This is a genomic window from Flavobacterium sp. DG1-102-2 (assembly GCF_033042555.1).
GTDB lineage: Bacteria > Bacteroidota > Bacteroidia > Flavobacteriales > Flavobacteriaceae > Flavobacterium.
This window is the reverse complement of sequence record NZ_JAWLIK010000001.1, coordinates 416,385-440,474: the sequence shown is the minus strand read 5'-3', so window position 1 is coordinate 440,474 and position 24,090 is coordinate 416,385. Positions and strand designations below refer to the sequence as shown.

At 41.3% G+C, this 24,090-nt stretch carries 25 protein-coding genes and 1 pseudogene; 11 read left to right on the top strand and 15 right to left on the bottom strand.

What is annotated here, in order from left to right; genetic code table 11:
• Positions 1 to 92 precede the first annotated feature (92 nt).
• The 7 genes and pseudogenes from R1T16_RS01855 to R1T16_RS01825 form a co-directional block, all read right to left on the bottom strand.
• Positions 93 to 686 (bottom strand): ferritin-like domain-containing protein, encoded by a 594-nt coding sequence (locus R1T16_RS01855; protein ID WP_317499355.1) that lies wholly within the window; start codon positions 684 to 686, stop codon positions 93 to 95.
• A 188-nt stretch (positions 687 to 874) separates the two neighbouring features.
• A complete protein-coding gene (locus tag R1T16_RS01850; protein WP_317499354.1) occupies positions 875 to 1,357 on the bottom strand; it encodes a CinA family protein in 483 nt (160 codons plus the stop codon).
• Between the two features lie 14 nt (positions 1,358 to 1,371).
• Entirely contained in the window at positions 1,372 to 2,025 is a 654-nt protein-coding gene (locus R1T16_RS01845; RefSeq protein ID WP_317499353.1) for a DUF6766 family protein, read from the bottom strand.
• Between the two features lie 818 nt (positions 2,026 to 2,843).
• Positions 2,844 to 3,008: a hypothetical protein gene (locus tag R1T16_RS01840; RefSeq protein ID WP_317499352.1), complete on the bottom strand. Its 165-nt coding sequence runs from the start codon at positions 3,006 to 3,008 to the stop codon at positions 2,844 to 2,846.
• Positions 2,995 to 3,459 carry an NAD(P)-binding domain-containing protein gene (locus R1T16_RS01835; protein ID WP_317499351.1) on the bottom strand — a complete coding sequence of 155 codons (465 nt, stop codon included), beginning with the start codon at positions 3,457 to 3,459 and terminating at the stop codon, positions 2,995 to 2,997. Before R1T16_RS01835 ends, R1T16_RS01840 begins: the two co-directional genes overlap by 14 nt.
• An 11-nt stretch (positions 3,460 to 3,470) precedes the next feature.
• Positions 3,471 to 4,517, bottom strand: a complete 1,047-nt coding sequence (locus tag R1T16_RS01830; protein WP_317499659.1) for an LLM class flavin-dependent oxidoreductase — start codon at positions 4,515 to 4,517, stop codon at positions 3,471 to 3,473.
• A gap of 93 nt (positions 4,518 to 4,610) precedes the next feature.
• Positions 4,611 to 4,919, bottom strand: a pseudogene (locus tag R1T16_RS01825) (LLM class flavin-dependent oxidoreductase); the annotation flags it as partial.
• Between the two features lie 112 nt (positions 4,920 to 5,031).
• On the opposite strand from R1T16_RS01825, the gene R1T16_RS01820 reads away from it, so the two are divergent.
• A complete protein-coding gene (locus tag R1T16_RS01820; RefSeq protein WP_317499350.1) occupies positions 5,032 to 5,379 on the top strand; it encodes a helix-turn-helix domain-containing protein in 348 nt (115 codons plus the stop codon).
• 398 nt (positions 5,380 to 5,777) lie between these two features.
• Here R1T16_RS01820 and R1T16_RS01815 read toward each other — a convergent pair whose 3' ends face one another.
• The 3 genes from R1T16_RS01815 to R1T16_RS01805 all read right to left on the bottom strand — a co-directional run bounded on the left by R1T16_RS01815 (position 5,778) and on the right by R1T16_RS01805 (position 9,359).
• Positions 5,778 to 7,895 carry a glycosyl hydrolase 115 family protein gene (locus R1T16_RS01815; RefSeq protein WP_317499349.1) on the bottom strand — a complete coding sequence of 706 codons (2,118 nt, stop codon included), beginning with the start codon at positions 7,893 to 7,895 and terminating at the stop codon, positions 5,778 to 5,780.
• A gap of 722 nt (positions 7,896 to 8,617) precedes the next feature.
• Positions 8,618 to 8,911, bottom strand: a complete 294-nt coding sequence (locus R1T16_RS01810; protein WP_317499348.1) for a CinA family protein — start codon at positions 8,909 to 8,911, stop codon at positions 8,618 to 8,620.
• Positions 8,912 to 8,963: 52 nt separating this feature from the next.
• The gene (locus tag R1T16_RS01805; RefSeq protein WP_317499347.1) at positions 8,964 to 9,359 is read right to left on the bottom strand and encodes a hypothetical protein; all 396 of its coding nucleotides are present in this window, start codon (positions 9,357 to 9,359) and stop codon (positions 8,964 to 8,966) included.
• A 303-nt stretch (positions 9,360 to 9,662) separates the two neighbouring features.
• Here R1T16_RS01805 and R1T16_RS01800 point away from each other — a divergent pair, with 303 nt between their 5' ends.
• From R1T16_RS01800 to R1T16_RS01785, 4 genes are read left to right on the top strand one after another with little or no spacing between them, the layout of a single operon-like run.
• Positions 9,663 to 9,890: a hypothetical protein gene (locus R1T16_RS01800; RefSeq protein WP_317499346.1), complete on the top strand. Its 228-nt coding sequence runs from the start codon at positions 9,663 to 9,665 to the stop codon at positions 9,888 to 9,890.
• Between the two features lie 43 nt (positions 9,891 to 9,933).
• Positions 9,934 to 10,689, top strand: coding sequence for an SDR family oxidoreductase (locus R1T16_RS01795; protein WP_317499345.1), 756 nt, complete (start codon positions 9,934 to 9,936; stop codon positions 10,687 to 10,689).
• A 13-nt stretch (positions 10,690 to 10,702) separates the two neighbouring features.
• Positions 10,703 to 12,931, top strand: a complete 2,229-nt coding sequence (locus R1T16_RS01790; protein WP_317499344.1) for a hypothetical protein — start codon at positions 10,703 to 10,705, stop codon at positions 12,929 to 12,931.
• Positions 12,932 to 12,969: 38 nt separating this feature from the next.
• On the top strand, positions 12,970 to 13,317 hold the full coding sequence (locus R1T16_RS01785; protein ID WP_317499343.1) for a hypothetical protein: 348 nt from the start codon (positions 12,970 to 12,972) through the stop codon (positions 13,315 to 13,317).
• A 239-nt stretch (positions 13,318 to 13,556) separates the two neighbouring features.
• Here the strand turns inward: R1T16_RS01785 and R1T16_RS01780 are convergent, their stop codons facing one another.
• Entirely contained in the window at positions 13,557 to 13,892 is a 336-nt protein-coding gene (locus R1T16_RS01780; RefSeq protein ID WP_317499342.1) for a hypothetical protein, read from the bottom strand.
• 481 nt (positions 13,893 to 14,373) lie between these two features.
• A complete protein-coding gene (locus R1T16_RS01775) occupies positions 14,374 to 15,519 on the bottom strand; it encodes a hypothetical protein (protein WP_317499341.1) in 1,146 nt (381 codons plus the stop codon).
• 190 nt (positions 15,520 to 15,709) lie between these two features.
• On the opposite strand from R1T16_RS01775, the gene R1T16_RS01770 reads away from it, so the two are divergent.
• The 5 genes from R1T16_RS01770 to R1T16_RS01750 all read left to right on the top strand — a co-directional run bounded on the left by R1T16_RS01770 (position 15,710) and on the right by R1T16_RS01750 (position 19,676).
• A complete protein-coding gene (locus R1T16_RS01770; protein ID WP_317499340.1) occupies positions 15,710 to 16,339 on the top strand; it encodes a TetR/AcrR family transcriptional regulator in 630 nt (209 codons plus the stop codon).
• Between the two features lie 50 nt (positions 16,340 to 16,389).
• Positions 16,390 to 16,530: a hypothetical protein gene (locus R1T16_RS01765; RefSeq protein ID WP_317499339.1), complete on the top strand. Its 141-nt coding sequence runs from the start codon at positions 16,390 to 16,392 to the stop codon at positions 16,528 to 16,530.
• Positions 16,531 to 17,403: 873 nt separating this feature from the next.
• Positions 17,404 to 18,675: an NAD(P)/FAD-dependent oxidoreductase gene (locus R1T16_RS01760; protein ID WP_317499338.1), complete on the top strand. Its 1,272-nt coding sequence runs from the start codon at positions 17,404 to 17,406 to the stop codon at positions 18,673 to 18,675.
• Between the two features lie 88 nt (positions 18,676 to 18,763).
• Positions 18,764 to 19,129 (top strand): nuclear transport factor 2 family protein, encoded by a 366-nt coding sequence (locus R1T16_RS01755; RefSeq protein ID WP_317499337.1) that lies wholly within the window; start codon positions 18,764 to 18,766, stop codon positions 19,127 to 19,129.
• Positions 19,130 to 19,196: 67 nt separating this feature from the next.
• A complete protein-coding gene (locus R1T16_RS01750) occupies positions 19,197 to 19,676 on the top strand; it encodes a DUF4385 domain-containing protein (RefSeq protein ID WP_317499336.1) in 480 nt (159 codons plus the stop codon).
• A gap of 115 nt (positions 19,677 to 19,791) precedes the next feature.
• Here R1T16_RS01750 and R1T16_RS01745 read toward each other — a convergent pair whose 3' ends face one another.
• Positions 19,792 to 20,037 carry a hypothetical protein gene (locus R1T16_RS01745; protein ID WP_317499335.1) on the bottom strand — a complete coding sequence of 82 codons (246 nt, stop codon included), beginning with the start codon at positions 20,035 to 20,037 and terminating at the stop codon, positions 19,792 to 19,794.
• Between the two features lie 11 nt (positions 20,038 to 20,048).
• Entirely contained in the window at positions 20,049 to 22,757 is a 2,709-nt protein-coding gene (gene ligD, locus R1T16_RS01740; protein WP_317499334.1) for a DNA ligase D, read from the bottom strand.
• A gap of 288 nt (positions 22,758 to 23,045) precedes the next feature.
• On the opposite strand from ligD, the gene R1T16_RS01735 reads away from it, so the two are divergent.
• Positions 23,046 to 23,231 (top strand): DUF3606 domain-containing protein, encoded by a 186-nt coding sequence (locus R1T16_RS01735; protein WP_317499333.1) that lies wholly within the window; start codon positions 23,046 to 23,048, stop codon positions 23,229 to 23,231.
• A gap of 201 nt (positions 23,232 to 23,432) precedes the next feature.
• On the opposite strand, the gene R1T16_RS01730 is transcribed toward R1T16_RS01735, so the two are convergent.
• Complete coding sequence (locus tag R1T16_RS01730) at positions 23,433 to 24,077, bottom strand: nucleotidyl transferase AbiEii/AbiGii toxin family protein (protein WP_317499332.1); 645 nt, start codon at positions 24,075 to 24,077, stop codon at positions 23,433 to 23,435.
• Positions 24,078 to 24,090: the final 13 nt, after the last annotated feature.

Here is a 24,090-nt window from a genome sequence, read left to right as displayed (position 1 = left end):
CCTTTTCTTTTTCTTAGATGACGGAAAATGAATTTCGATTATCATCTAATTCACGTAATAAAAAATCCCCAACATCGGTTGGGGATTATAAATTACAGGCTGTCGCTCCTTTGGTCATCATCCTGCGCTTCTTCACCGGCTGCCTCCAGATTGATGCTGTTATAGGCTGCATCGGTTAATTTGAGGTCGGCATCTTTTTCCTCGGCAAGGGTTTGTTCCAGTAGTGCTGCCACATCATCTTCTCCAAGTATTTTTGCAAATGCAACCAGGGTACCATAGGAGGCAATTTCATAATGCTCAATTTTCTGCGAGGCAGAAATTATTCCTGCATCACGCACAGGCCCGGGTTCGGTTTCTTCCAGTATGCTTTCGCCCTCCTTAATAAGCCCCTCCATCGCATCACATTTTTTGCCCCTGTCAGATTCCCCAAGAATCTCAAAAGCCTGGACAAGGCGCTGTACCTGTCCTTCAGTAACGGCTACGTGGTCCTCGATAGCTGCCTTAAGGTTGGCATCGAAAGCATTATTGGCCATTTTAGGGAGCGCTTTTACAAGTGCTCTTTCAGCGTAGATAATATCCTTTAGCTCATCTACAAAAAGTTCTCTCAGCCCTTCGGCTGCGCTTGATTTCGCAGGGACAATTCGTTGGCCCCTTCCATCTGTCTTTCGGTCTGTTGAATTTGCCATAATTGTTTATTTATTATCAGTGATTTATCAAATGTAAGATACTTGCAAAAATGATCTTCTAATACTAAAAAATTACTAATTAGTTCTACTTTAACAAAGTATATTGAAAAACCGCCATTGTAAAATGTAGATGCTTTGACGGCACACGTGAAACGGAGCCTACACTATAAATATTACAAATCTGAAGATCAGTTTTTATTTAGATGACCACGAATCAATTCTGCAGCCTTGTCTACAGTTTTTAATACTATCTGCTCGGACGTCCCCGAGTATACCTCGGCATGCACTATAAATCCTTTTGGCAACAGGATGTGCAAAAACATTGTTCCCACTGGTTTTTCTGCTGTCTCGCTTCCACCCGGGGCAGTTAGACCGGTCACGGCTACGGTAATATCAGATTTAAAAAGTTTTGAGGAGTGCTCTGCCAGGGCGGCGGTTACCTCTGCTGATTCAGGTGTAAAATCTTTTATTAGTTTCGGAGGGACTTTTAGGATATGCTCCTTGATGAAAACCTCGTAGCAAGAAATGCCTCCACGTAATATATCACCGGAATGCGGAGTAAGCGAAAACTCGGAACACATTCGTCCCGCAGTAGCACTTTCCACGAATGCTATATTTAGTTTTTGCCGGGCAATAGTCCTGGCGCAGTCTATCACAATTTTTGATGGCATAATATTATGTTTTGTTATTCACCTGTTTCCATGTGTGGTGCGTCTACAGGTTTTGATTGGGGTGAACCCTTTTGGCGCAGGAAGATTGACAAAATTATGATGGCAAACACGGACAGGAATTCACTTTGCCAGTTTTGGAAAGATTCGAACCAAAAACGCGAATCTGATATATAGCTGCCTGTAGTAGCTAAAGGCTGGCCTTTTAATAATGCCAGTTCATTCTCGTCTTTTAAGCTGCCGTAAAAATGAAGCGCAAATGAAAGTATGAAAAGTGTGAGTAAGGTGATGGTCAGAGAATGTTTGTATAAAAACAGTATAAGGCCACCTTTTTTTACGGGCCAGGGCGTATCTTTTCGGTTTGAGTCCGGTTCGCGGTCCACCTCTTCATCCTTATCGAAATCCTTGGATTCTGATGAGCCTTTTTGCTGAAGGAAAATGGTCAGTACCACAAATAAGGCCATTTGGAGAAATTCCGATTCCCAGTTCTCAAAAGTGGACTGCAAAAAGTGCCCTGATTGCAGATAGCCACTTAAGTTGACAGCGACACCACCTTCGATTATCTCTCTGTTATGTTCCTGCAGCCCGAAGTAGGTCTGACAGGCGATGGTTATCACAAACAGCACAAAAAAGCTTAATGATAAGCCGTTGTTTTTAATAAAAGTTTTCATGTAAGGTGTTTTAGCCTATTAAAGTTAGGTTATCTTACTGATAAAAGATTTTACATTATAGAAACTTTAGGAATGTTAACTGCCAAATTTCTGATTTTTACTTGCACTTCTAATCTTAATAAGTAGTAGCAGTTTTCTTGTCGTAAATAAAATTTCCTTTATAATGAATATGTTTGGTCTTTGTTTAGCGAGAATCAAACTATTATAATAATATAATTACAAAGGATTTACCGTCTATAGATTTTGCCAACTCTTTCTATTGTCGAATTGGCTAAATGACTATGCCGCCTCCTGGTATTGTAGAATGTTTCATGATACTCGGAAATGGATAATTAAGCTACTTGTTTATTTGGTTAATAATTTTGATAAATCAATTCTACTTTCAATCTTTTGAAAAAAATTTCCGAAACTGTATTGTCCAACAGTTTCCTATTCTTGACATGCTTCTGGAAATTGCTTTGTAATTACTTAACTCACAAATAAATTCTTCACAGGTCTATGCTCTGGTATGTAGGTTTTCAGGAATAAGCTCTTTTTCCCCATCTCCTTATATTTTCAGGGCTTGTATTAACTTTTAAGCAACGTGCAACAGACTGTTTAATTCAACACTTAATTCTATAGCCCTCTGAATTCTAACGTGTACATTGCTTTTTTGCATTTAAAATTGACGAACTCTATTGGTTTACAAATAAGTAGTAGCAGCATCAGCAATAGGTGGGAGAGGTCAACGTGGTTATATTATCCAATTGCAAATACTTTTTCTCAATTTACTATCCTCCGCAAAAAGTTGCGTTTATCCCTGTTGACTGTTATAATAATTACATATACAGCACACGGTTCAAATTAACCAGATAGTCTACTGTAAGGTCTTCGTATGAACCTCCAAATCTTTCCTGAAGTACTGCACCAGCTAAATCCCGGCGTTTTGGAATACGTTCCTTTTCGGCTTTGGCAATTTCTGCAGCAATTTCATCCAACTTCAAATCTGTGCAGTAAACCGGTGCGCCAGGCTGTAAGCGCCATGAGTCTGATAATCAAGGTGAAAACTTCCAGGCTGTTAACCGCCTTTATAACCGGCCGTCCGATTATTGCCTGTACATATTCCGAGTCCGTAATTCCACGTTCAATGGCTTCAATCCTACCGTCCAGTACCGGATAGTAATTCATCGCATCCATCACAATGGTGCTTTTTGGTACGTCTTTAAAAATAGCGCTTAAGGTTGAAATTTTATTGAACGGAATAATGATGATTACCACTTCTACCTCTTTTACTGTATCTTCGGTAGTAACGGCACTTGCACCGGTTTCTTTTGAAAATTCCTGAAGCGTTTCCGGACCTCGGGAATTGGAAATCCGAATTTCGTGTCCTGCTTTCTTTAACTTCCTTGCTAATGTTTTCCCGAATAGGCCCGCACCGATAATTCCTATATTCATCCTCAACTATTTTAAAACATTACAGAATCCTTTTCCGCAAATACCTTTCGGAATGGTGGTTTTGGAATTTCCAGGTTTCCCCTCAAGGTATCTGCTTCATATTCCGTTCTGAAAATGCCACGATCCTGTAAAATCGGTATTACCAGTGCTGTAAAATCACGTATACCGTGAGGATGATCTTGACGGATCATAAACATATCCATTGCGCCAGCTTCATACCATTGCTGAATTTGGTTAGCAACCCGTTCTGCAGAACCAAAAAATAAAGGTCTGGGTAAACTGTTGTATGGGTACAATTCCATCAGCTCCCTGTATTTCTCAACCGCTTCCTTATCCGTTTTTCCTACAATAGGATTTTGAGACATTGAAATGATGAAATCTTCTGGCCTGCGTCCTTTTTTTATTAGTTTTTCACGCATTCTGTTTGAAATATCAACCATAGCCTCCAGACTATCGCCGTGTGTAAAAGCACCATCTGTGTAACTTGTGGCGTGTTCCATAAATTTGTCTGATACACCGGCGGTGTACAATACGGGCCTGCCTTGGATGGAACGGCTTAAATTCAAAGGGCCATCAACGGAAAAATAGTCACCCCTATAATTAACATTGTGCATTTTACGGGCGGTAAGAAAAACCCCATTTTCCTTATCTCTTATAAATGCGTCATCCTCATAATTGTCCCATAAGCCAATCACGATTTCGATAAATTCTTTATTCATAGGGTATTGGTCTTCCTTTCCTAAATGGCCACGGCTAAAATTGACCATCCCGCCCGGGTTAGAGGTGATTGCATTAAGCGAAGCCCTTCCTTTACTAATCTTACCGAAAGAAATTCCAAATAGCATTTTAAGCTCGTCGGACACATTCAATACTTCTCTTATGGTACCAGCGAAGAAACCTAATGCTGTTTGCGGTATTCCGGCAAGTCCGTGGGCGGTTAGTGATAACAGAAAGTTTTGTCCGTACATCCCAATATCTCCACCTACACGTACATTATCACCAAACGAAGGCATAAAAGGGATTGCAATATGTGGTGCATTAAAAAATTTATAATTCATATCGGAAATTTCTTTCCGGCCCACTTTATCTTCGCGTTTGACGCCAAATGCTTCGTATTGGGTTTTTGCCAGGTTAAAATGACGTTCCTGATATGGATACAGATGAGCCAGAGTCCCGAATTGTTCGGCTATAATGAGCGGGGCGTGGTTGGGCAACATGATACCGCCAGAACCAACCCTTATTTTTTCTGTGTTTTCGGCAACATAGCCAATTAGTACCGATGTGGCGCTACTTGCAACATTGTCTGAATTGTGGTGTTCTGCAAACCAATACCGTTTGTAGTTCTGTTTTTCAGCTTCCTTTGCTAAGGCAAGGGAATTATTCAAAGTTTCTTTGAAAGTTTGTCCCTGTGAAACGATGGACAGTTCCAGAATGGAGTATGCTGTATTTTGTGTTGTCATATTTGCATAATTGTATTTATCTAAAATACTACTGCAAGTTCGGGAAAAATTACTTTACTTTGTATAGTGCTTTCCTAAAGGAAAGTGATTATTGTAATTTTAAAAGATTAATATGGCAGTAAAAAGGGGTTATAACGACTGTATAAGCACAATCAAACCAGTGCGGGATTTTTTAGACGTAATGAATGGCAAATGGAAATTGCCGATAATTGTCTCAATCGGTGTAGGCAATGACAGATTTGTCGACATCCAGGAAAGTATACCCGGCATTACGCCCAAGGTTTTGGCTAAAGAGCTAAAAGAACTGGAACAGCACCAACTCATTAAAAGATCCATAATTCAGGATTATCCAGTAAAAATTATATACACTCACGAACCCTATGCAGCTACGTTAACACCAATTATTTATGCAATGAAGGACTGGGGAATTAATCATCGCAAAAAGATATTCGGTGAGTAATAATTCACATAAATTTCAAAGTGACCATGTTAGGAATTAGATTCCTCCTTCGCAGTATCGCTAAATCAGTTACCATACGCTCCTGATTAAACCGTATCAATTTTGATGTACTTTGGAGTAAGTTCTTCTTGGATATTCTTAATCGATTCGATTGAATGCTGGGTAGTTTTAGACGCTCCATACAAGGAGGATAATTTTTAGCATCCGGGCCGGACGGGAAATCCATCTAATTTTTCACATAGATTGTGACCTTTGGATAGCATGTCCACTTTTGCAAGACTACAGTCTGTGGTGATAATGCATGAAATATCTTTAAACCGTTTACTCATCACTCCATCATTTTCTTAAGCTAATTATTAATCTTTTATATTAAAATCTAAAATAAGATCCACGCATGACTATTCCCACCGTTGTTTTGACCTCGGCAAACTTCCCAAACCTTCGTTTGAAATGAAGGAACGAATTTGATTAAACGGGCGGTGCGGATTAGTGACAAAAAGGGGTTCCCGAAGCCATGTCTCATGGTACCACCTCTCGAACGGAGGATATTCGCCACGGGCCAGTTCCACTTCGAGTTGTTCGAGTGCCGAACGCGCTTCAAAAACAGCCTGCCACATTAGGGTTGCATTTGGAGCATTTAATGCCTCGTTAAGTTTGAGTGCAGCCTGGCTGTGCCTGTAATCTATAAGCATTCCAATGCCCACATCAACACTAAAAAATCGTTGCTGTGAAAGGGACAATGCCTTTTGAGCGCTATTATATACTCTATACGCTTTATCCTGCTTTTCGATCCTGGTTTGAAGTATTTTTAACGTGTCCGGATTAATGGGTGTAAAATTTCTGTTTCCTATTTTCTCGTATAGCTTCCCAAGCAATTGTTCTACACAATTTGAAGAAAACCACAACTTATCGGCTGTATCAATTATAGAGAAGTAATTATTATAGGACTCTTCAGCCAACTGACTTGTATTTGAATTTTTAGAACCAAAATACTCGCGGGTCCACCACGCTGTAAATTTTTCAGCGGGGTTCGGATTAGAAAATATGGCAGGTGCATTCCAGGTAATATCTGAGATCATTCGTAATCCCATGATGTAGTCCCGCATTTCTGATACATTTACCAGCATGTATTCTGTTGCTTTTGCTTTAACAACCTTCTCAAATTCTTGTGCAATCCTTGCAGGGGTGATAGTATGAACCTCCTGCTTGGTGTTAGGACCCCACCAATAGGCAAGGTGATAATAAATCCCATGTTTCCAACGGCCCAAATCTTTCGGCAGTCCGCTCATAATCCCATCATTATTATCAATCCATACAATAGTAACATTTGGCGGCAAATCAAAAGCCGCGGCATTTTTCTGATAGTATTCAAACATTTCACCATACATGGTAAATGTGAAAATTGGTGTTTTATCTGTTGGGAGAGATTTCGTAACCAGATCTACCTGCGTACGGATTACATCACGAAAAATCGCTGCTTTTTGCTCATCTGTCATACCGTTTGGAAATTCAAATGGTTCATCGGACAAACCGCGCATACCTACGGGCCAGATTACATTAAGGTCACGATTTTCGTCTATTCCACCTTGCCAGTATTTTATCATGCCTTCTCTGTTGGTAAACCAATTCCAGACAGGCTTCACTCCACGTTCCTTAGCAAGATTAAAACGATCAAAACCAAAAGGATTTGAAACCAGGACATCATAATGTTGCCCTGTGAAAAACAAACCCCAGTCACTGGCAATTTTTTGAACTTCAAAACGACGATGCGCGCGGGTATAAGGGACTACCATATTCATCCGTAGCCTTAGTTCTGTTTCGAACCACTTCTTATACCAATCAAGTGAAATGTCCCCATCTAATTTTGGATAACCCTGATCGTTGAAAGGCCTTTGCAATATGTCCTCATCATCGTGGAAGCAACCCCTGTAACGAAAAGTTGGAGAATCTGCTTTAAAATTTGTCTGTTTAAGTACTAAGGGATTATGGAATTCCGGGCGGTAGCCGGTCCAGATGTAAAGCGGGTCGATACCTAACTGTTCCGAAAGCGTATACGCGGCAAATGCTGTACCACGAAAATCCGACCCTACAAGCCATACATTCCGGCCAGATGTTATGATCTGATAACTTTCCCACTTACCTTTTAATGATGTTGCTTCAACTTCTGAAGGAATGTCGCTATTACCGAGGGTAACAAGCCTGATACTGACTGCATTCTTGCTCGCACTTTCGACTATCTTTGGTTTACTACCACAAATCTTCTCAAGATCTCCTGCCAGAAACTCAGCTGCTTGCCTAACAGCACTGTTTTCATTTTTGCCTACAACAATTTCACATACTTTACCATTCCCAGCTAGAATTACATCTTTAACACCTTGCTGATCATCCTGGATCCAGGCACCTCTAAGGGTTTTATCCCAGGCAGTTTTTTTACTTTGTGCGTTACTTAACTGCACAAAGCACAGTAGGAAAGTCAAACAAAAAATGAAGATTCTAAGGTTAGTCTTTACGGCCATATTTATTATTGGTAATATTACTGTTCGCAAATACGAAGCTGTTTAATTAAAATAAATGCTCGAAAACGGCAGGGACATCTATCTTATTACAGTCACCAGAAATTGTGATGACTTTAAATAGGTCGAACTGAAATCGTTATAGTTGTAAAATTATTCAAAATGGTAAATATCATGCAGTACTATTCTGTCAAAATACACAACTATTTTATATAGTATGTCACGAATGATAATCTGCGAGTACAATTATGTTTTCGTAATTGCATCTACCTGAACACTGGAAGCATAAAAAGCGCTCCTGCCATCGATTAAATTGTGAATCTTATGTAATGAGACACTTATTCTCTTGAGAGATGAAACAGTATAAGGACTAATACTATCGCTGTTTACAAGCCTTTACTTATCAGTTCCTGCAGGTCGTCCGCCAGCAACTTATTTATTTGTTGTGCGCACTGTTCTTACTCGAAAACTAAACCAATTAATCCTCTTTCTTGGCGCTGCTTTATTGCAGTTTTACGTCGATAAATAACTTGTTTTCCGATAACACGCTTTGAGCTATTTTTTTGTCTCAAACTTTTCCTTTCATAGGAGTTACGTCTTTAAATCTGCATGCCACCGCAATATACTTCAAAAATGTTTGACGCCTTTTTCAATTAGTACGTTTAGCAAGACAGGCAATTCATCACCTCATTTGATTTTTTTAAAGGAAAGAAAGATTTCATTTGTTATCCCCACATTAATGTCTGATTAAAAAGCTTTGAAGAATGCTGTGCCAGGGCAGCGGTAACTTCTGCCGATTCGGGGATAAATTCTTTGATTAATTTCGGTGGGATTTTTAATATATGTTCCTTTATAAATACTTCATAACAGGAAATACCTCCACGCAATATATCACCGGAATGCGGAGTAAGGGAAAATTCTGAACACATTCGTCCTGCGGTAGCGCTTTCTACAAATGCTATGTTTAACTTTTGGAGGGCAATAGCCTCAGCGCAGTCAATCACGATTTTTGATGGCATAATTTACAATTTACATTGGCCTGTTTTATGTATGTGGAACCTGCTTAAGGTCTTAATCCAAAATAGAATACTGCACTTGCTCAGCGGATTCCGACTCAGGCAATACACTACCCGCCTTGGTGTGAACAAGGGTACCATCTACAAATAGCCGAAGCGTATAGTCAATTGACTTATTGCTGACATTTAAAAATTTTACGCTTTTATAGGCCTGGAAGGGGCTGCTTACAAATTCTGTACGGTGCCACATCGTATCGTTTTGACCTGATATATTAATTACTATAATCTGATCCTGTGAGTTCCTGTACTGAACTTCCGCTATAATTGGCTCGTCTACGTTGATACGGTACTGCACGGCGATGCCGTTATTCGTTGCGCTGTCATCTTCGCAGTAGCTGCAAGATGTTACAACTATCATTGTAAGAATACATATAGCAGCAATTGATTTCATATTATATTATTTGGTGATTGGTAATCAAAATAAATAAAACAGAAGTGAAATCAATTATATATTAACATCTTCATAACATGTCTAGTATCCTTCTCTGACTAGCATACTGAAGTAGGCGGAAGAATCAGTGTAGCTGTTTATGATGTCAACAAGAGGCTAATTTTTTTTTTCCAGATTTAAATAGTGCACTTTAACGTTGTACCGTGACATATTAACATATTACTATAGAAAGGTTAACTATCAGGTCTTTAACTTTATGGATTGAATTGGCTTATTACAATGTATTAATCAAAACCTTCCAATATGAAAAATTTAAAAATCAAAATTTTAGCTGTATCTCTTGGATCACTTGCACTGCTATATTCGTGCAAAGACAAATCCTCTAACAATGATGAATCGTACGGGCCGACTGAAACCTCAAGGGACGCCACACCGACAGAAAATGATAATGCAACCCTTGATACTGCTTCGCACGAGACAGGGCCTGGATCTGCAACGATTGGCGATACATTAAATAAAAATAAGAAGTAGCAGTGAGTCAAATGACTTCGCTGAATTCAAAAAATCGATTGCTATGGATTACCTTAAAGAATATCTGCCACAGTCGGTCAGTGGCAAAAAAATATTAATTACCGGAGGCAGTACTGGTATTGGCCGGGCGGCTGCGGTATTATTAAGTGCTGTTGGAGCAAAAGTAATTATTGTTGGCCGGGATGAAAATCACCTTGCCGATGCCCTGAACGATATAAGAAGCAAAGCTCAAAAAGAATCCAGTGCCTGGGGTATTATTGCAGACCTGAGCACTGAGGAAGGTATTCAGGAAGTTTTCGGGCTGGTGGACAGGCAGTTTTCAGGATTGGACGTGCTCATTAATAACGCAGCACTCGCGGCCGGGACAACGCAGGAAGGGAATTACAAGGAATGGCAGGAAGTTGTTAATACTAATCTTACCGCATATATCGCATGCTGTTCTGAAGCGGTAAAGCGCATGGGAGGCGAAGGCCACATTATTAACGTAGGCTCTATGAGTGCAGATGTAAGGGAAGAAACAGGCTCTGTGTATGTAGCTACGAAATCGGGGATACAGGGCTTCAGTGAAGCCTTCCGCAAACAGGTAAATAGCAAAGGAATAAAAGTAACCCTTATCGAGCCCGGTGCTGTAGATACCGATATGCAGCCACAGTCTGCCAAAGAGAAAATAGAAAAAGTGAATGCACTTGAGATGCTTAGTGCTGATGATATAGCGGTAAGCATTCTGTATTGCCTGTCGCAGCCCAAACGCTGCGACGTGGTAGACCTAAAAATAAGGCCACATCTTCAGATAATCTAAAAATAGAAATACTATGAAGCCAGTTTCTGCTTGGACAGCTGCCGCGCAGATTAAATTGGAAAGCGGCACGCTTATTTTAGAAAAGGAAATCAGTGAATATACTATAAAAATAATATTTGATGACTATGATTTATGGTTTGTGGTGCAATGGAATAACAATGGTGGGCGGGTAGCCTTCAGGGCTGCACAGGCTGCGGGTTCTGAACTTACATTGAAGGAACTGAAGGAGCATAACGATGAAATTATATTTTTGCTGCAAAGCGCTGCCATGCAGATAAGCGTGGTGCTTTCATTCCCAACTGCTGAAAAAACGATATTCAGGTATACAACCACTATTACCCCGGCCTTCGATACAATCCTGCCATATTGGCCAAGGGATATAATGCCGTTATTTAAAGCTGGCGGAAAAACACAGAATACTGCCGGTACAGTGCATGCCAGCCAGATGGGAAACCGTTCAGGGCTGCTTTATTTTTCGCTTGAAAAGCCAAAAACCGGCTCGGTATTTTACTTCCAGAACCTGACCGCGCTAAATAAATTTTTTCAGGATACTCAAACATCCGGGGCCGACCTTGTAGGTGGGCTATGGCCGGAACTTGGATTAAAACTGCCTTCCACAGAAGATAAGCCCCTGAAAAAAGGCGAGGATTATATTATCTCTGATGCTTTTGTCCTACTAAGTGACAGTATTGTGGGCGATAATTACGATATGGCCCAGCGCTTTATCGAATATTTGGCAGCTATTTATCTGCTGCTTCCAAAACCCCAGACACTGTATCAGGACTGGCCAGAGATTGTCGATAAAGGCCTCAAAGACCTTTTTAGCCATCAAGGATGCTGGAAATTTGCAGATGGCAGGAGCTATCTCAACGCCTATGTCAGCGATTACAAAACACCCCCGGAGAGTATGGTCCAGCTTGCGGTACTGTTGCCTTTAATGGATTTCGACAGGTGGAGCGGTGAAAGCCACAAGGATATCATTGAGACCATTCATAATGGCCTTGAGAACTTTTACGATAAGGAACTTGGCACCGTGGTCAGGTGGCTTCCAGCATTAGAGAAAAACCTTGATTGGAGCGAAGAGCAGAAACAGCCTGAAGTCATGGATTCCTGGTACCTGCACCATCCGCTGCTGAATCTCTCGCGGCTGGCCCTCAACGGCGATGCCCTTGCCAAAAAACTGGTACTGGATTCCATAGATTATGTAATTAAAGTTGCACACCACTTCAAATACGAGTGGCCGGTATTTTACAAAATGGCAACCCTGGAGGTACTGAAAGAGGAAACTGCGGAAGGCCAGGGAGGTGAAAAGGACGTCCCGGGCGCGTATTCCCATTTGATGATCCAGGTATGGCAGCTTACAGGTGAGGAGAAGTATTTTAAAGAAGCGATCAAGGCGGCACGAAAAATGGACGGCCTCGGCTTTGATATTTTCTACCAGGCCAATAATACGGCCTTTTCCGCCGGAGCGCTATTAAGGCTGTATAAGGAAACCGGCGATAAGCTATATCTGAACCTTAGTTATATGCTCATTGCAGCAGTACTTAAAAACGTCCAGCTGTGGGAATGCGATTATGGCAATGCCAGGCATTATCCGACATTCTTTGCCATTTACCCTTTAAAAGATGCCCCCTATACAGCCGCCTATGAGGAGCAGGAAGTCTTTGCAGCGATGCATAGTTTTCTTCGGGAGGCTGATGGGGTACAGGAGCTACTGCCCGGAGTAAGGCTACTGCTTGCAGAGTGCGTGAAGTATGTAATTAACAGGGTTTCCTATTATTATCCTCCCCGATTGCCAAAAGAGGTCATTGCAGAGCAAAAAGATGTAAAGACAGGAGAGATCGACCCAAACCTGTGGATAGCCCTTGAGGATCTCCAGGACGGCTGGCAACGATCGGGACAGGTGGGCCAGGAAGTATATGGCGCGGGTATCGCCTTTGGCATTGTGCCGAGGCAATACTTCAAAATTGAAAAAGCAGGCTTGATGATCTTTACCGAATATCCCGCAACTGACTTTAAGGTTGGCCGCTCTGCAGTGACATTTTTTACCCGTGGGGACCAGAGACTATCGTTTAGAATGGTGGTTGTCCCTCTTGCAAAAGGCAATGATCTTCCTGCTATTGCAGTAACGGCAGCAAAGCAAGACCTTAATAATGAGATTAAGCCTGTTAAGAGCCAAAAGCAATTTTCTGAATATACTTTGCTGGGAAATAGCACCATCAAGGTCAGCTGGAAGGCATAAAATATATAATAATGAACCTATAATTTAAACTCATCGCTATGAAGCAATTCAATACCTGCCTTGTAAAAATAATTACCCAATCCGGTAAGGACTCCGGGGTCAGCCTGACAGGACTCTTATGCGAGTTGGAACAGGCATTTGATCAGCAAGCCTACGAAATCGTATGCCTTAGCGATAAGGATTCGTTTACTATAGCCGATATTGGCCATGGCTCACAATTCGCCACTTTCATCCAGTTTAACTTTGCAAGTCCATTAACTGAGGTGGACAATATCAATGCTGAAATTAAAAGCCAGATTGAGGGCGCGTGCAGTATCGACATTATATCCGAAAATGATTATTTCCGCCTGATCAGGATTGAGAAGTGTGACATTAGCTTCAAGTGAATTTCCCCCATATTTTTATGCCATTTACATGCCTGATAGTATTATCTGCTGATTGTGCAAAATTGCGATGGCATTTTTTAACGAGCGTTATAAATCATTATTATTCGGATATATGTTGTTAAGAATGATAAAGGCTGCCAGAAAATTTCTGGCAGCCTTTATTTCAAAATAACCGATAAATAACTGTATGAAAAATTGGCGTAGGAGCTATAAAAGCAGTACGCCTATTTTATTTATGGTTACGGCCTGTTGGTCGTAGTCCCGGTGCCCGGTGCAGTATTAGTGTTCCCCGTAGCAGGGGTGGTCGTCCCTGTTCCAGGTGTCGTCCCAGGTGCTGCCGTAGTTGGAGCAGTGGTTGTTTTGCTGGCTGTCTTACGCTTTTTCTCTGTGGTCTGGGTCTGTGTGCCTGTAGCATCTTTCTTGTTGTGGCTGGTGGTAGTCCTTGACGAGGAAGTGCTTGTTTGTGTCTGTGTTTGTGTTGGCTTATTCGTCTGAGGTGTTTTAGACGGCTCTGTCTGTGCTGATGCAATGCCAAAGGCTAAGATTGCAGCCAGCGAGAAAAACATTTTTTTCATAATAGTAATTTTTAAATTTCCTCAAAGTTAATTATGGAGTGCATTAATAAATAGCTGTTTATAAAACAATTAACTGCTGCTTAACGAAGGATTGGGAAGCCCTATAAAAATCCGTTAATATTTCCTGCATATTTAAAAACGCCTTTCGATGTATTTCCTCAAATCCTTGTGACCCCTTGAAGGATTACCTGCCTGTACTTATCCGTGTCGATATTAAGCCTGGTATTGTCACCTGTTACGCTTACCGTATCACAGCGCCTGAACACATGTAGAAACGTCGATAGTAATGCATTTTCATTACAGGTGAAATCTATTTTTGCTTTGGTGCTTATTTTGAGCACTACGTTGGTAAAATGGTTACCCTTTGTGTTTTCAGAATTGTTTTTCTTACCATCGTCTTCTTGGGGCGGCCCATGATAGCCTGAAAAACTTCAATTCCAATGGCTTTGTTTTTTAAAATATCCTTCATAAGTTGCTTAGCTTATTTATATCCTTTAATATAATTTATAACTAAAATTCCGACCTCATTATATGACATTTCAAAAAGGTCTTCCAGTAGTTTCTCAAATCCTTCCTTCTGCTGCGTACAGTCCAGAAGCCTAATGATACCTGTTGTACCGTATCTCTCATAAACCAGCTTACAAATTACAGCCCCTGACAAATAGATAGGGTTATTATCTAATGTATTTCTGTACTTACTTGTAATGATTTCATCCAGGCTAACCTCCTTATCTTTTATTTCTCCTGAAAAAACACGGAGTGCATCCTCGAAAGTCTCATCATATCCAGGGCCACTGAGCCATGTCGCTATACCTTCGTTTATAATAAAAGGTCTGTTGCAATTTTCTGAAGTTGGGAAAAGAAGGTGCAGTAATTCATGCTTGAATTCTTCATCGTTGAAACCAGTGTATATTGTCCTGAAATTTGGAAATGCCCTCCCCATTGAATAAGAAAGCCAATAGTCGAAATTTAAAATTTTTCCGAGCTCATCCGAATTCGGGGTGATATAATATGTAATCTTTTCAGGTTCCTGAAGCTTAAATTGCCTTATAATATTTATGCAGAATGATACCGCATTTTTAGCTTTCTTTTTATTAAAATCACAAAGTGGATGGACATAGTAGGTAATAAATTTGTAAGTATATTTTTTCCACTTTCTCGTATCGTAGTCAATAACATTTTCCAGTTTATAATTGCCGGCTATATCTTTAACAGCGTAGAGTTTGCTGACCGCAAGTGGTGAGAATTGTTTGTAATCCTGATCTTCGTTACGTGCCATAAAAATTGTTTTTATTTGATAGCGGCCCTCCTCAACCTTATCAATCTGCAGAATTTTAGGAACAAAATAATGTAAGCTCCCATTTTCATAATTTCCGTTTCCAAAGAGGGAAAAATTGTCAGCAACTTTTAGTCCAGCCTTGTGATAACGTTCCATTTCAATCTTGTTCCAATAGGGGTTTTGAGATAGGCTGTCCGGTTTCGAATTTATATATTGTTTGTATAAGTGATAAACCTTGTTAATCTCAGCGTTTGTTGTATCCACCCGCGCTGATACATCTAAGTCAATAGTTTGCCCTAAACAAGCCAGGTACCACCCTGTAAAAAATATTACTAATTTTAGCTTCATGATTATAATAGTCTATGTATACCGTTTATTTACCGGTCTTACTGAATTTTTTTGTAATTTGTTTCTGTGTGTTTAGGTACAGAAACCTCTACTGTCTCTTAACAAATATAAATAATTAATCCACCGTTTAGTGGATTAATTTAAAAATTTTAAAATGTTATATTTGGATCTTGATATAACTAGATAGTCTATGGAACGTAAAAAAGCCGCCGGTACAATACGAAATGCAGAAAGAAGCAAAAAGCGACTTTTGGAAGCTGTCGGAAAGATCATAACCGAAACAGGGTTTTCTACCCTAAAAATAAACCATATCGCAGCCGTAGCTGGTCTTGACAAAACGTTGATCTATAGTCATTTTGGGGGATTAGATAAATTACTGGAAGAATATCTGCTCTCACAAAATTTTTGGGATAATATTAAAAAAAACAATATGCCTGCCACCATTTTAGACGGTGGCAGGGCATTCTCAAAAGAAGCTATTCTTAATCATTACGAATTTGTAAATAATCATCCGGAGTTTCAAAAAATTTTGTTGTGGGGGTTGTCAGAACAGCGCGATGCATTAAAAAACTTGACGTGGCAGCAGGAAGCCAGTGGCGAGTTGTTGTTCCAGCACATAACTGATCCCTATTTTAAGGATAAGGCAAGCGATTTTCGCTCAATTATAGCAATACTTATTGCGGGGAGCTATTACCTTAACTTACACGCCACTTATAACGGTGTACCGTTTTGTGGCATAGACTTGACGCAAGAAAACGGAAGGAAAAAGATTGAAGAATCACTATTATTCTTAATAGATAGAGCATACGACAATTTATAAATCGATCTTCCTTGTACAAATGCTACAAATTAGAGGATATAAATAAAACTATGAAAAAGTTTACTATATTACTTTTAACGGGCGTAGCGGTTTATGCTCAGGAACCTACAAAACGTATTGAATTTGAAGCACCGGTTTCTTATCCCGAAGGCGTTGTCTGTGATAAGGCAGCCAATGTTTTCTATGTATAATCAGCACGGTTGGGCACGGCAGGTAAGGTGACCAGAGACGGAAAATATACTGAATTGTATTCCAATAAGAGCCTTATATCTAAGTATGGGCTTAAAGTACATCCTGATGGAAAGCGTCTTTTTGTTTGTGCAGGGGATGCCAATCAAAGTAAATTCAGCATGCTCGAAACAAAAAAGAATCAGGCAAGGCTGCTAATTATTGATTTAAAATCATGAAAAAAAATTTCTAACACAGACTTTCCAAATTGATTCCGGGAGAACATTTCCCCAATGATATGGCTTTTGATGGAGAGGTAATGTTTATATAACAGATGGATATGCCTAAGCTCTCTATAAAGTAGGTGCGGCAGGTAAGGAAACTGTTTTTAACCAAAGCGAATTGCTAAAGTCGGCAGGGGTAGGGACTAACAGAATTATATTTAATTCTGCAGGGTTTCTTATCGTAGATAACAATGGTAAAGGTTGCCTTGTACGGATTTATGTAAAAAATCCCTCATTGCAATGGCAATGCCTTCCTCAACACCCTCCTTCAGAAGGGCATTAGCAATTTCAACCGCTTTTCGCCGTAGCCCTTCGGGCTGATTTTTATAGGAAGGGGGATAATCCCCGTCATACCATGGCATAGCACTGATTTTTGTTACACTATTATCGTTTTTGCAACGAACTATTCTGCTGTATTGGCAACCTTGAAATTACGAATCATAAGGCAGTATTATTCTAATAATAAATTAATTAGCGGAAGTTTAACAGCTATTAGTGGAGCCGTCTTGCATGTTAGGGAGATTATAACAATACTTTAATAACAATGATTGTACCTATGTTGTAATTTTATGAATGTGCATTTAAAATAAATACGACAATAAATGACTGACCATGGCAAGAGAGATAGTAGTAATAGGAGGAGGTTTTGCAGGGATAAACCTGGCAGAAAAATTAGTTGGCAGAAAGGATATCCATGTTACCATTGTGGACAAGAACAATTATAATTTTTTTCCGCCCTTGCTTTACCAGGTAGCAACGGGCTACCTCGAGGTTTCTAACATCACCTATCCTTTTCGCAAGCTGTTTGCCGGAAAAGGGAATATAAGTTTTCGCATGGGCAGCCTTGAAAGGATAATCCCTGAGCAGAAAACTGTTGTACTGGACAATGGCCAGCTTTCCTATGATGAGCTTGTTATTGCTACGGGTACAGAGAGCAATTACTTTGGAATAGAAAATATCCGTAACTATGGCATTCCGATGAAGACTATCGATGATGCCGTTAACCTCCGCAATACGGTGCTTCAAAGGACCGAAGAGGCTACCCGCATACAGGATCCGGTTGAAAGGGAAAAGCTAACCACTATCGTTATTGCTGGTGGCGGCCCGACCGGAGTAGAGCTGGCCGGGATGCTTTCACAGATTAAGAAAAATGTCTTTGGCAAAGAATATCCGGAACTGGCACGCTATAAAGGTACTATTTACCTGGTTGATGCACTGGATGTGGTGCTGGCACCGATGAGCAAAAAATCGCAGCAATACACCTATGACACTCTTGTGAAAATGGGGGTAAAGGTTGTATTGGGCAAACAGGTCAAAGATTATGCGGATGACCAGGTAATCTTTGCCGATGGCACTACTATCGCGACTAAGCTGCTGATTTGGACTGCGGGCGTATCAGCAAAATCATTTGAGGGTATTCCGAAGGAATGTTACGGAAAAGGCAACAGGCTTTTAGTAAATGAATTTAACCAGGTTAATGGCCTCAAAAATATATACGCGATAGGGGATACCTGCCTGCAGACTGCTGACAAAAACTTTGATAAGGGACACCCGCAGCTAGCGCAGGTGGCCATCCAGCAGGGCAGGAACCTGGCCCAAAACCTTATTGCTATGCAGCAAAACAAGAAGCTTAAAGCTTTTTCATACCGCGATAAGGGAACGATGGCAATTATTGGACGAAGCAAAGCTGTGGCAGAGCTTCCAAAGCCTAAACTGTTCTTTAAGGGATTTATCGCATGGGTGGCCTGGCTGTTTGTCCATCTCTTTTCACTGGTCAATGTGCGTAACAAGATCAAGACATTCTTTAACTGGATGATTTCCTTTTTTAGCAATGACCAGTCGATGAGGGTCATTGTAAGGCCCAACGCTCCAAAAAATCCTTAGGCTATAAGTTGAGCCTATTTCAATATATGCTGCCACCACTGCATTAATAAGATGCATCAGGTAGTTAATAAATAAAATTGCAAATTCGATGGACAATAAAGAAATATTACTGGCTGCAAATGCTGCCGTATCTAGGGGTGATAATAATGGTTTCCTTGCCTTTTGTGCGGAAGAAATAATATGGGAGTTTGTCGGTGAACAGACACTGCAGGGTAAAAAGGCGATCTTGGAATATATGGAATCGACTTATTTGGAACCACCGAAATTTAATGTAGAGAATCTGGTTGCTGAAGGCGAGTATGTCACGGCTGTGGGCAATATCACAATCAAGGATAAGCAGGGCAATCCAACTGCTTATGATTATTGTGACCTCTGGCGTTTCCGGAACGGAAAAATGGTTGCATTAAAGGCATTTGTCATTGCCGGCCGGCAAGCCAATTACAGTATCCATTAATATTCCAAAGGCCTATGAAGTATAATTTTAATGCGCAAGTCCATAGCGTAATAGTTACGAAAAGTATATGAAAGGACCGAGCTACCTGCATTTTGACAAAAAAGGCTACCCATGGAAGCCCGATATTGATTACCGTGATAATCCAGAGCTTTATAAAGTCGGCAAAGGGGAGCAGGGCGTATTGATATGCCAGCCGTACAAGGATGAGATTGGTAAGTACTGGCGTTTTAAAGATGAAGCAACAGCAAGGAGAAGCAGTGAGCAGATATTTGCGCTATTTTTAAATTATCTAGATACTAAAGATTTTGTGGGAGCTGATATGGCGCGTAAATACCTTCAGATGGGCTACACGCGTGCAAGGCGTTACGCTAATTACAGGGGCGGAAAAAAATACGATAAAGAGAATAATTATGAGCTGCTTGAACGGGGAACCGGAGAAGTTGAAAAAGCCCATGCCGCAGAAATTTTTTATAAAGTATGGAAAGATGCCGAATCCGATCCGCGCTATGCACTTATGAAGAAGGCGTGGAAATTAAAGTATGGCTAGTTATTCTACATGTCAGCTGCTGAAAAAGAATATCAAGGTTCCGTATGAGAACAAAAACCTTCGATGAAGAAGGTTTTTTATTTAGCAGCTAAAGTAATGTCACTTTCTGATGTAGTTACTTTGACGAAGCATTTCCTTTGGAAGATCTTTCTACGGCGTCTTCAGGTATCCGCTTATCGGTACTGACCGTATCGAGCTTTTCTTCCATGTCATTTTGCGTTTCGTTGTATGTTGGCGCGTCCTGGGTATAATCCGTCTCGCTATTTTTTGCACCTGTAGTGTTATCCTTATTGTTGTTGTCAATACACGAGGCCATAATGGTCGCTGTGATGCAAAGCAGGTAAATTTTTATTGTTTTCATAGTTATATTATTTAATTATCAAGTAAGTTCTGCGCTATGGTGAGTGCCGCCTGCATGTCGATGCCCTTTTCCAGGGAGCCGGCGAACAGGTCACCTTCGGCCCTGATTCGGCTTACCGCATTTTTGATAGTGTAATCTTTCATGCTCAGGCCGTTTTTGACTTCTTCCCAATGAAGCGGCATGGATACTGTTGCCCCAGGTTTCGGGCGAAGGGAGTAGGGACAGGCTATAGTGGCCCCAGGGCGGTTTTGCAAATAGTCGAGGTACATTTTTCCTTTCCTGTTTTTTATCTGGCGTTCCAAACTCGTAAACTTGGGCAGCCTTTTATGCACAATTCCAACAAGGAGCCTGGCAAACATCTGCGACTGGTCATAATTATATTTCGCCCCAAGCGGTATATAGATGTGTATGCCTGTAGAGCCGGAGGTTTTTACATAACCTGTGATCCGCAATTCATCCAATACGCTTTTGACCTCGCAGGCAGCCTGAATTACCTGCCCGAAAGTGGTCTTCTCGGCAGGGTCGAGGTCGATCACGCAATAGTCAGGGTTCTCGGGTTGCTGTATGCGGCTAAACCATGGATTCATCTCTATGCAACCCAATGATGCCATCCAAAGCAGTGTAGCCTCATCATCGCCAACCAGGAATTCCTTGTCTTCCCCGTCACTGGTAGTATAGGGAAATGTTTTTGCCCAGTCCGGCGCTTTACCTTTTACATCCTTCTGGTAAAAGCTTTTCCCGGTTATCCCGCCGGGAAAACGGTTAAGTGAGAGCGGCCTGTCTTTGAGATAAGGCAGAATATAGTCCGCCACTTTATAATAGTAGTTGAACATATCCCTTTTGGTGTACCCTTGCTCAGGCCAATATACTTTGCTAAGGTTGGTAAATTTAAGGATGTGCCCGTTCAGCTTCTTGACCTGTGTTTCTTCGGTAGGGTTCAAAAGTGTTTGTCTCTCGCCCAGTTTTGGTGGCTTGACCAGCTGCGCCGGGGCCTTCTCGGTTTTTCGTGGGGAGCTGTCGGCTACCACTGATGTTTGAGTGGCAGTTTCCAATACCACCTCTTTAGCTTTTTTATCGCTTCGCATGCCTTCAAAAGAAGGATGACGGAATACCCCGTCAGCAGTCACTTCGGCAAAGCTAACCTCGCATACCAGCTGTGGCTTGAGCCAGGTGGCTGTCGCTTTGGGAGGGTTCGGCCGGAAGCGCGAGGGCTTATTAATATCAGGAGTTGTTTCAAAAGGATTTTTTGAGGTAATAAGCGGCGTGAATGCTTCCATCATTTCTTTCTGCATTTTCTCTGTAAATCCCGTACCTACTTTTCCTACGTAGTCTAACTTGCCGTTTCGGTATACGCCGAGCAATAATGAACTGAATAATTTCGCGGAACCGTGGTTTTTAGTAAATCCTCCGATAACCACTTCCTGACGCTGGTTTACTTTAATCTTAAGCCAGTTTTTTGAACGGCTATCGGGGCTGTAAAGACTGTCGGATCTTTTGGCCATGATACCTTCAAGCCCCATTTTTTTTGCTGCATCATAAAATTCGATGCCTCCTGATTCAAATACTGCACTTAGCCGCACACGTTCATCATCCGGGGGCAGTATACTTTTCAGTATAGCCTGGCGCTCGCTGAGTGGCAGGCTCATATATTCTTTTCCATTGTACCAAAGCAGGTCAAATGCGTAATATACAAGGTGGCCGTCGGCCTCGCTGCGCCAGTTCTGCAACGCACCAAAGTTTGCCTTGCCATCCTCGCCGATAACAAGGATTTCTCCATCAAGGACAGCTTCAAAGTCCCACTGATTCATGGCGTCCACCAGGGGATAATATTTTTCCGTAAAAGATTTATTGTTTCGTGAAGAAAGTTCTGCATTTCCCTTATAGATATACGCCAAGGCCCTGTAGCCATCCCATTTCACCTCATAGCTCCATCCGGGGGTATCAAAAGGCTCGTTGACCAGTGTGGCAAGCATTGGCTTAACATTTTTAGGCATCTTGCTTTTTACTCCCTGCTTTAACAGTTTGTCAGCCGAGGATGCTTTTTTGCCGTTAGTGCCGGCCTTTTTTGGAGTTTTAGCCTTTGTTGCCTTTTTTGCCGTTGTTTCGTTTTCCCCTGAATCAACAATGCCGTGACTATTTTTGCCGGTTTTTGCGATCTGCTCAAGGGTTTTTCCCGAGACCGCCGATTTGTCCTTTGCTGTAATGTCTGACTCAGAGGCGTATCGGTCCTCCAGCTTCATCAATAGCCAACCGTTTTCCCCCCGGCCATGAGCCTTGACAAGGGCAAATTCCCCTTTGAGTTTTTTTCCCTTAAGGACAAACTTTACCTTTCCGCTATGAAGCCCATGCAGTAGTTCTTTTTCCTGCTCTTTTTTGCTTAAATCTTTGCCGTCTAGGGCAATATACGTCCCTTCATCCCAAACCATAACTGTTCCCCCGCCATATTCCCCTTTTGGTATCAGGCCTTCAAAGGTCCTATAATCATAGGGGTGGTCTTCCACCATCATTGCAAGGCGCTTAACTTTGGGGTCGGTTGAAGGCCCTTTGGGCACCGCCCAGCTTTTGAGCACGCCTTCCATTTCAAGGCGAAAATCGTAATGCAGATGCGAAGCGGCATGTTTCTGGATGACAAATCGAAGCTCCTTGCTATCGCTTTCGCCTCCAAATGGCTCCGGCGTTTTGGACTGATCCCTTTTTTGTTTGTACGTATCGAGTGCCATAGGTTGAGTATTTAATCAGATGAAAGTGTAGTGACAACGCAGAATCATGGATTGCCACGGTATATCTAAGTTACCCATGATCGATAAGAACGAAAAATTTTTATAATAAATTTGGCTGTTAATCCTATGCTAAAGCATTGTAATCCAAGGCGTGATAAGTTGTACAAAGTTACTTATGGCATGGTATGGGGATCCGGGGAAGTTAAACCCAAAATATTAAACGTACGTTAAAAGTGTCCGGATAAGAGGGTGCGTTGCGTAATTTTAAGTAACTAAAAATCTACTATTATGAGCGACAGTAAGAAAAAAACAGGAAACCCGGACCGTTCAACTATAAATACAAAAGAACCTTATGAAATGCAGTACTGGAAGGATAAGTTCGGCGTATCATCGCAACAGCTCACAGGAGCGGTGAGGGCGGCAGGCAAGAATGCAAAGGCAGTGGAGGAATATTTAAAGAATAAGAAGAAGTAACCACCTATAATCATTGTTTGCAATCAGTACTCCTCTGCCAGGTTTTGGAGTACTGAATTGTATCAATTAATAATTAGTTTCATCCTAAGCTACTTTTAAGCGGGACGTTTAACATTTATTGAAATTCCAGCATAAATTAATTATCGCGAATTAAAACCCTTATCTGTATAAACATTCGAATTAAGCAGAATAACTTCACGACTATATAATTTTTGCAAGACCTATCTCAATGTCCTCCTTGATAAATTCCCAATATTTGCCCCTGAGGCATTCGGGATCGAAGTCATCATCGGCCATGGTAAAGTCCCTGAAATTCTTAAGTATCTGCAACCTGTCGTGGGTATGCTCGGAGCGCTGGAGATGCAGTTCCAGCATTCGGTTAATAGTATACTTAGGCAGCAGCTCATGCAGGTCCCAAAAATCCTTCTTACGTCCCCCACGAGAGACCACATCTACTTTCATAGCGATAATTTCCTCAATGGTGGCCATTCGCACGCCCTGGTCTTCAAGGGGTGGCTGGATAAATTTATCAGTAGTGTAAAACAGGTCCAGCTTTACGTTGTTTTCCCTGTCCCTGCCGATAAGGTAAGACCTACCCATTCCAACAGGAGAGCCAAAATCGGCATCTACATAGTTAAAATTGGCTGTAAGGAATGCATCGATGCTGTCAAAATCCACTGAGCCATAGTCCTCATCGGTAAAAAGGTCGATATCCACTGATATGCGGTGACCGATCTGAAGACTTAGGGAAGTACCTCCCACAAGCCGAAAAGGCTCGAATTCTTTTGCTTGCATCAATATTGACAGGCTCTCGCGCAGGAGCTCGTTGACAGTATTCCAGTACATGTTTTGGTTGGGA

Excerpts from the sequence above, each read along its gene's own strand:
- R1T16_RS01855 (WP_317499355.1), bottom strand. The coding sequence starts at position 686 with ATGGCAAATTCAACAGACCGAAAGACAGATGGAAGGGGCCAACGAATT.
- R1T16_RS01850 (WP_317499354.1), bottom strand. The coding sequence starts at position 1,357 with ATGCCATCAAAAATTGTGATAGACTGCGCCAGGACTATTGCCCGGCAA.
- R1T16_RS01845 (WP_317499353.1), bottom strand. The coding sequence starts at position 2,025 with ATGAAAACTTTTATTAAAAACAACGGCTTATCATTAAGCTTTTTTGTG.
- R1T16_RS01835 (WP_317499351.1), bottom strand. The coding sequence starts at position 3,459 with ATGAATATAGGAATTATCGGTGCGGGCCTATTCGGGAAAACATTAGCA.
- R1T16_RS01830 (WP_317499659.1), bottom strand. The coding sequence starts at position 4,517 with ATGAATTATAAATTTTTTAATGCACCACATATTGCAATCCCTTTTATG.
- R1T16_RS01820 (WP_317499350.1), top strand. The coding sequence starts at position 5,032 with ATGGCAGTAAAAAGGGGTTATAACGACTGTATAAGCACAATCAAACCA.
- R1T16_RS01815 (WP_317499349.1), bottom strand. The coding sequence starts at position 7,895 with ATGGCCGTAAAGACTAACCTTAGAATCTTCATTTTTTGTTTGACTTTC.
- R1T16_RS01810 (WP_317499348.1), bottom strand. The coding sequence starts at position 8,911 with ATGCCATCAAAAATCGTGATTGACTGCGCTGAGGCTATTGCCCTCCAA.
- R1T16_RS01805 (WP_317499347.1), bottom strand. The coding sequence starts at position 9,359 with ATGAAATCAATTGCTGCTATATGTATTCTTACAATGATAGTTGTAACA.
- R1T16_RS01800 (WP_317499346.1), top strand. The coding sequence starts at position 9,663 with ATGAAAAATTTAAAAATCAAAATTTTAGCTGTATCTCTTGGATCACTT.
- R1T16_RS01795 (WP_317499345.1), top strand. The coding sequence starts at position 9,934 with ATGGATTACCTTAAAGAATATCTGCCACAGTCGGTCAGTGGCAAAAAA.
- R1T16_RS01790 (WP_317499344.1), top strand. The coding sequence starts at position 10,703 with ATGAAGCCAGTTTCTGCTTGGACAGCTGCCGCGCAGATTAAATTGGAA.
- R1T16_RS01785 (WP_317499343.1), top strand. The coding sequence starts at position 12,970 with ATGAAGCAATTCAATACCTGCCTTGTAAAAATAATTACCCAATCCGGT.
- R1T16_RS01780 (WP_317499342.1), bottom strand. The coding sequence starts at position 13,892 with ATGAAAAAAATGTTTTTCTCGCTGGCTGCAATCTTAGCCTTTGGCATT.
- R1T16_RS01775 (WP_317499341.1), bottom strand. The coding sequence starts at position 15,519 with ATGAAGCTAAAATTAGTAATATTTTTTACAGGGTGGTACCTGGCTTGT.
- R1T16_RS01770 (WP_317499340.1), top strand. The coding sequence starts at position 15,710 with ATGGAACGTAAAAAAGCCGCCGGTACAATACGAAATGCAGAAAGAAGC.
- R1T16_RS01765 (WP_317499339.1), top strand. The coding sequence starts at position 16,390 with ATGAAAAAGTTTACTATATTACTTTTAACGGGCGTAGCGGTTTATGCT.
- R1T16_RS01760 (WP_317499338.1), top strand. The coding sequence starts at position 17,404 with ATGGCAAGAGAGATAGTAGTAATAGGAGGAGGTTTTGCAGGGATAAAC.
- R1T16_RS01755 (WP_317499337.1), top strand. The coding sequence starts at position 18,764 with ATGGACAATAAAGAAATATTACTGGCTGCAAATGCTGCCGTATCTAGG.
- R1T16_RS01750 (WP_317499336.1), top strand. The coding sequence starts at position 19,197 with ATGAAAGGACCGAGCTACCTGCATTTTGACAAAAAAGGCTACCCATGG.
- R1T16_RS01745 (WP_317499335.1), bottom strand. The coding sequence starts at position 20,037 with ATGAAAACAATAAAAATTTACCTGCTTTGCATCACAGCGACCATTATG.
- ligD (WP_317499334.1), bottom strand. The coding sequence starts at position 22,757 with ATGGCACTCGATACGTACAAACAAAAAAGGGATCAGTCCAAAACGCCG.
- R1T16_RS01735 (WP_317499333.1), top strand. The coding sequence starts at position 23,046 with ATGAGCGACAGTAAGAAAAAAACAGGAAACCCGGACCGTTCAACTATA.
- R1T16_RS01730 (WP_317499332.1), bottom strand. The coding sequence starts at position 24,077 with ATGTACTGGAATACTGTCAACGAGCTCCTGCGCGAGAGCCTGTCAATA.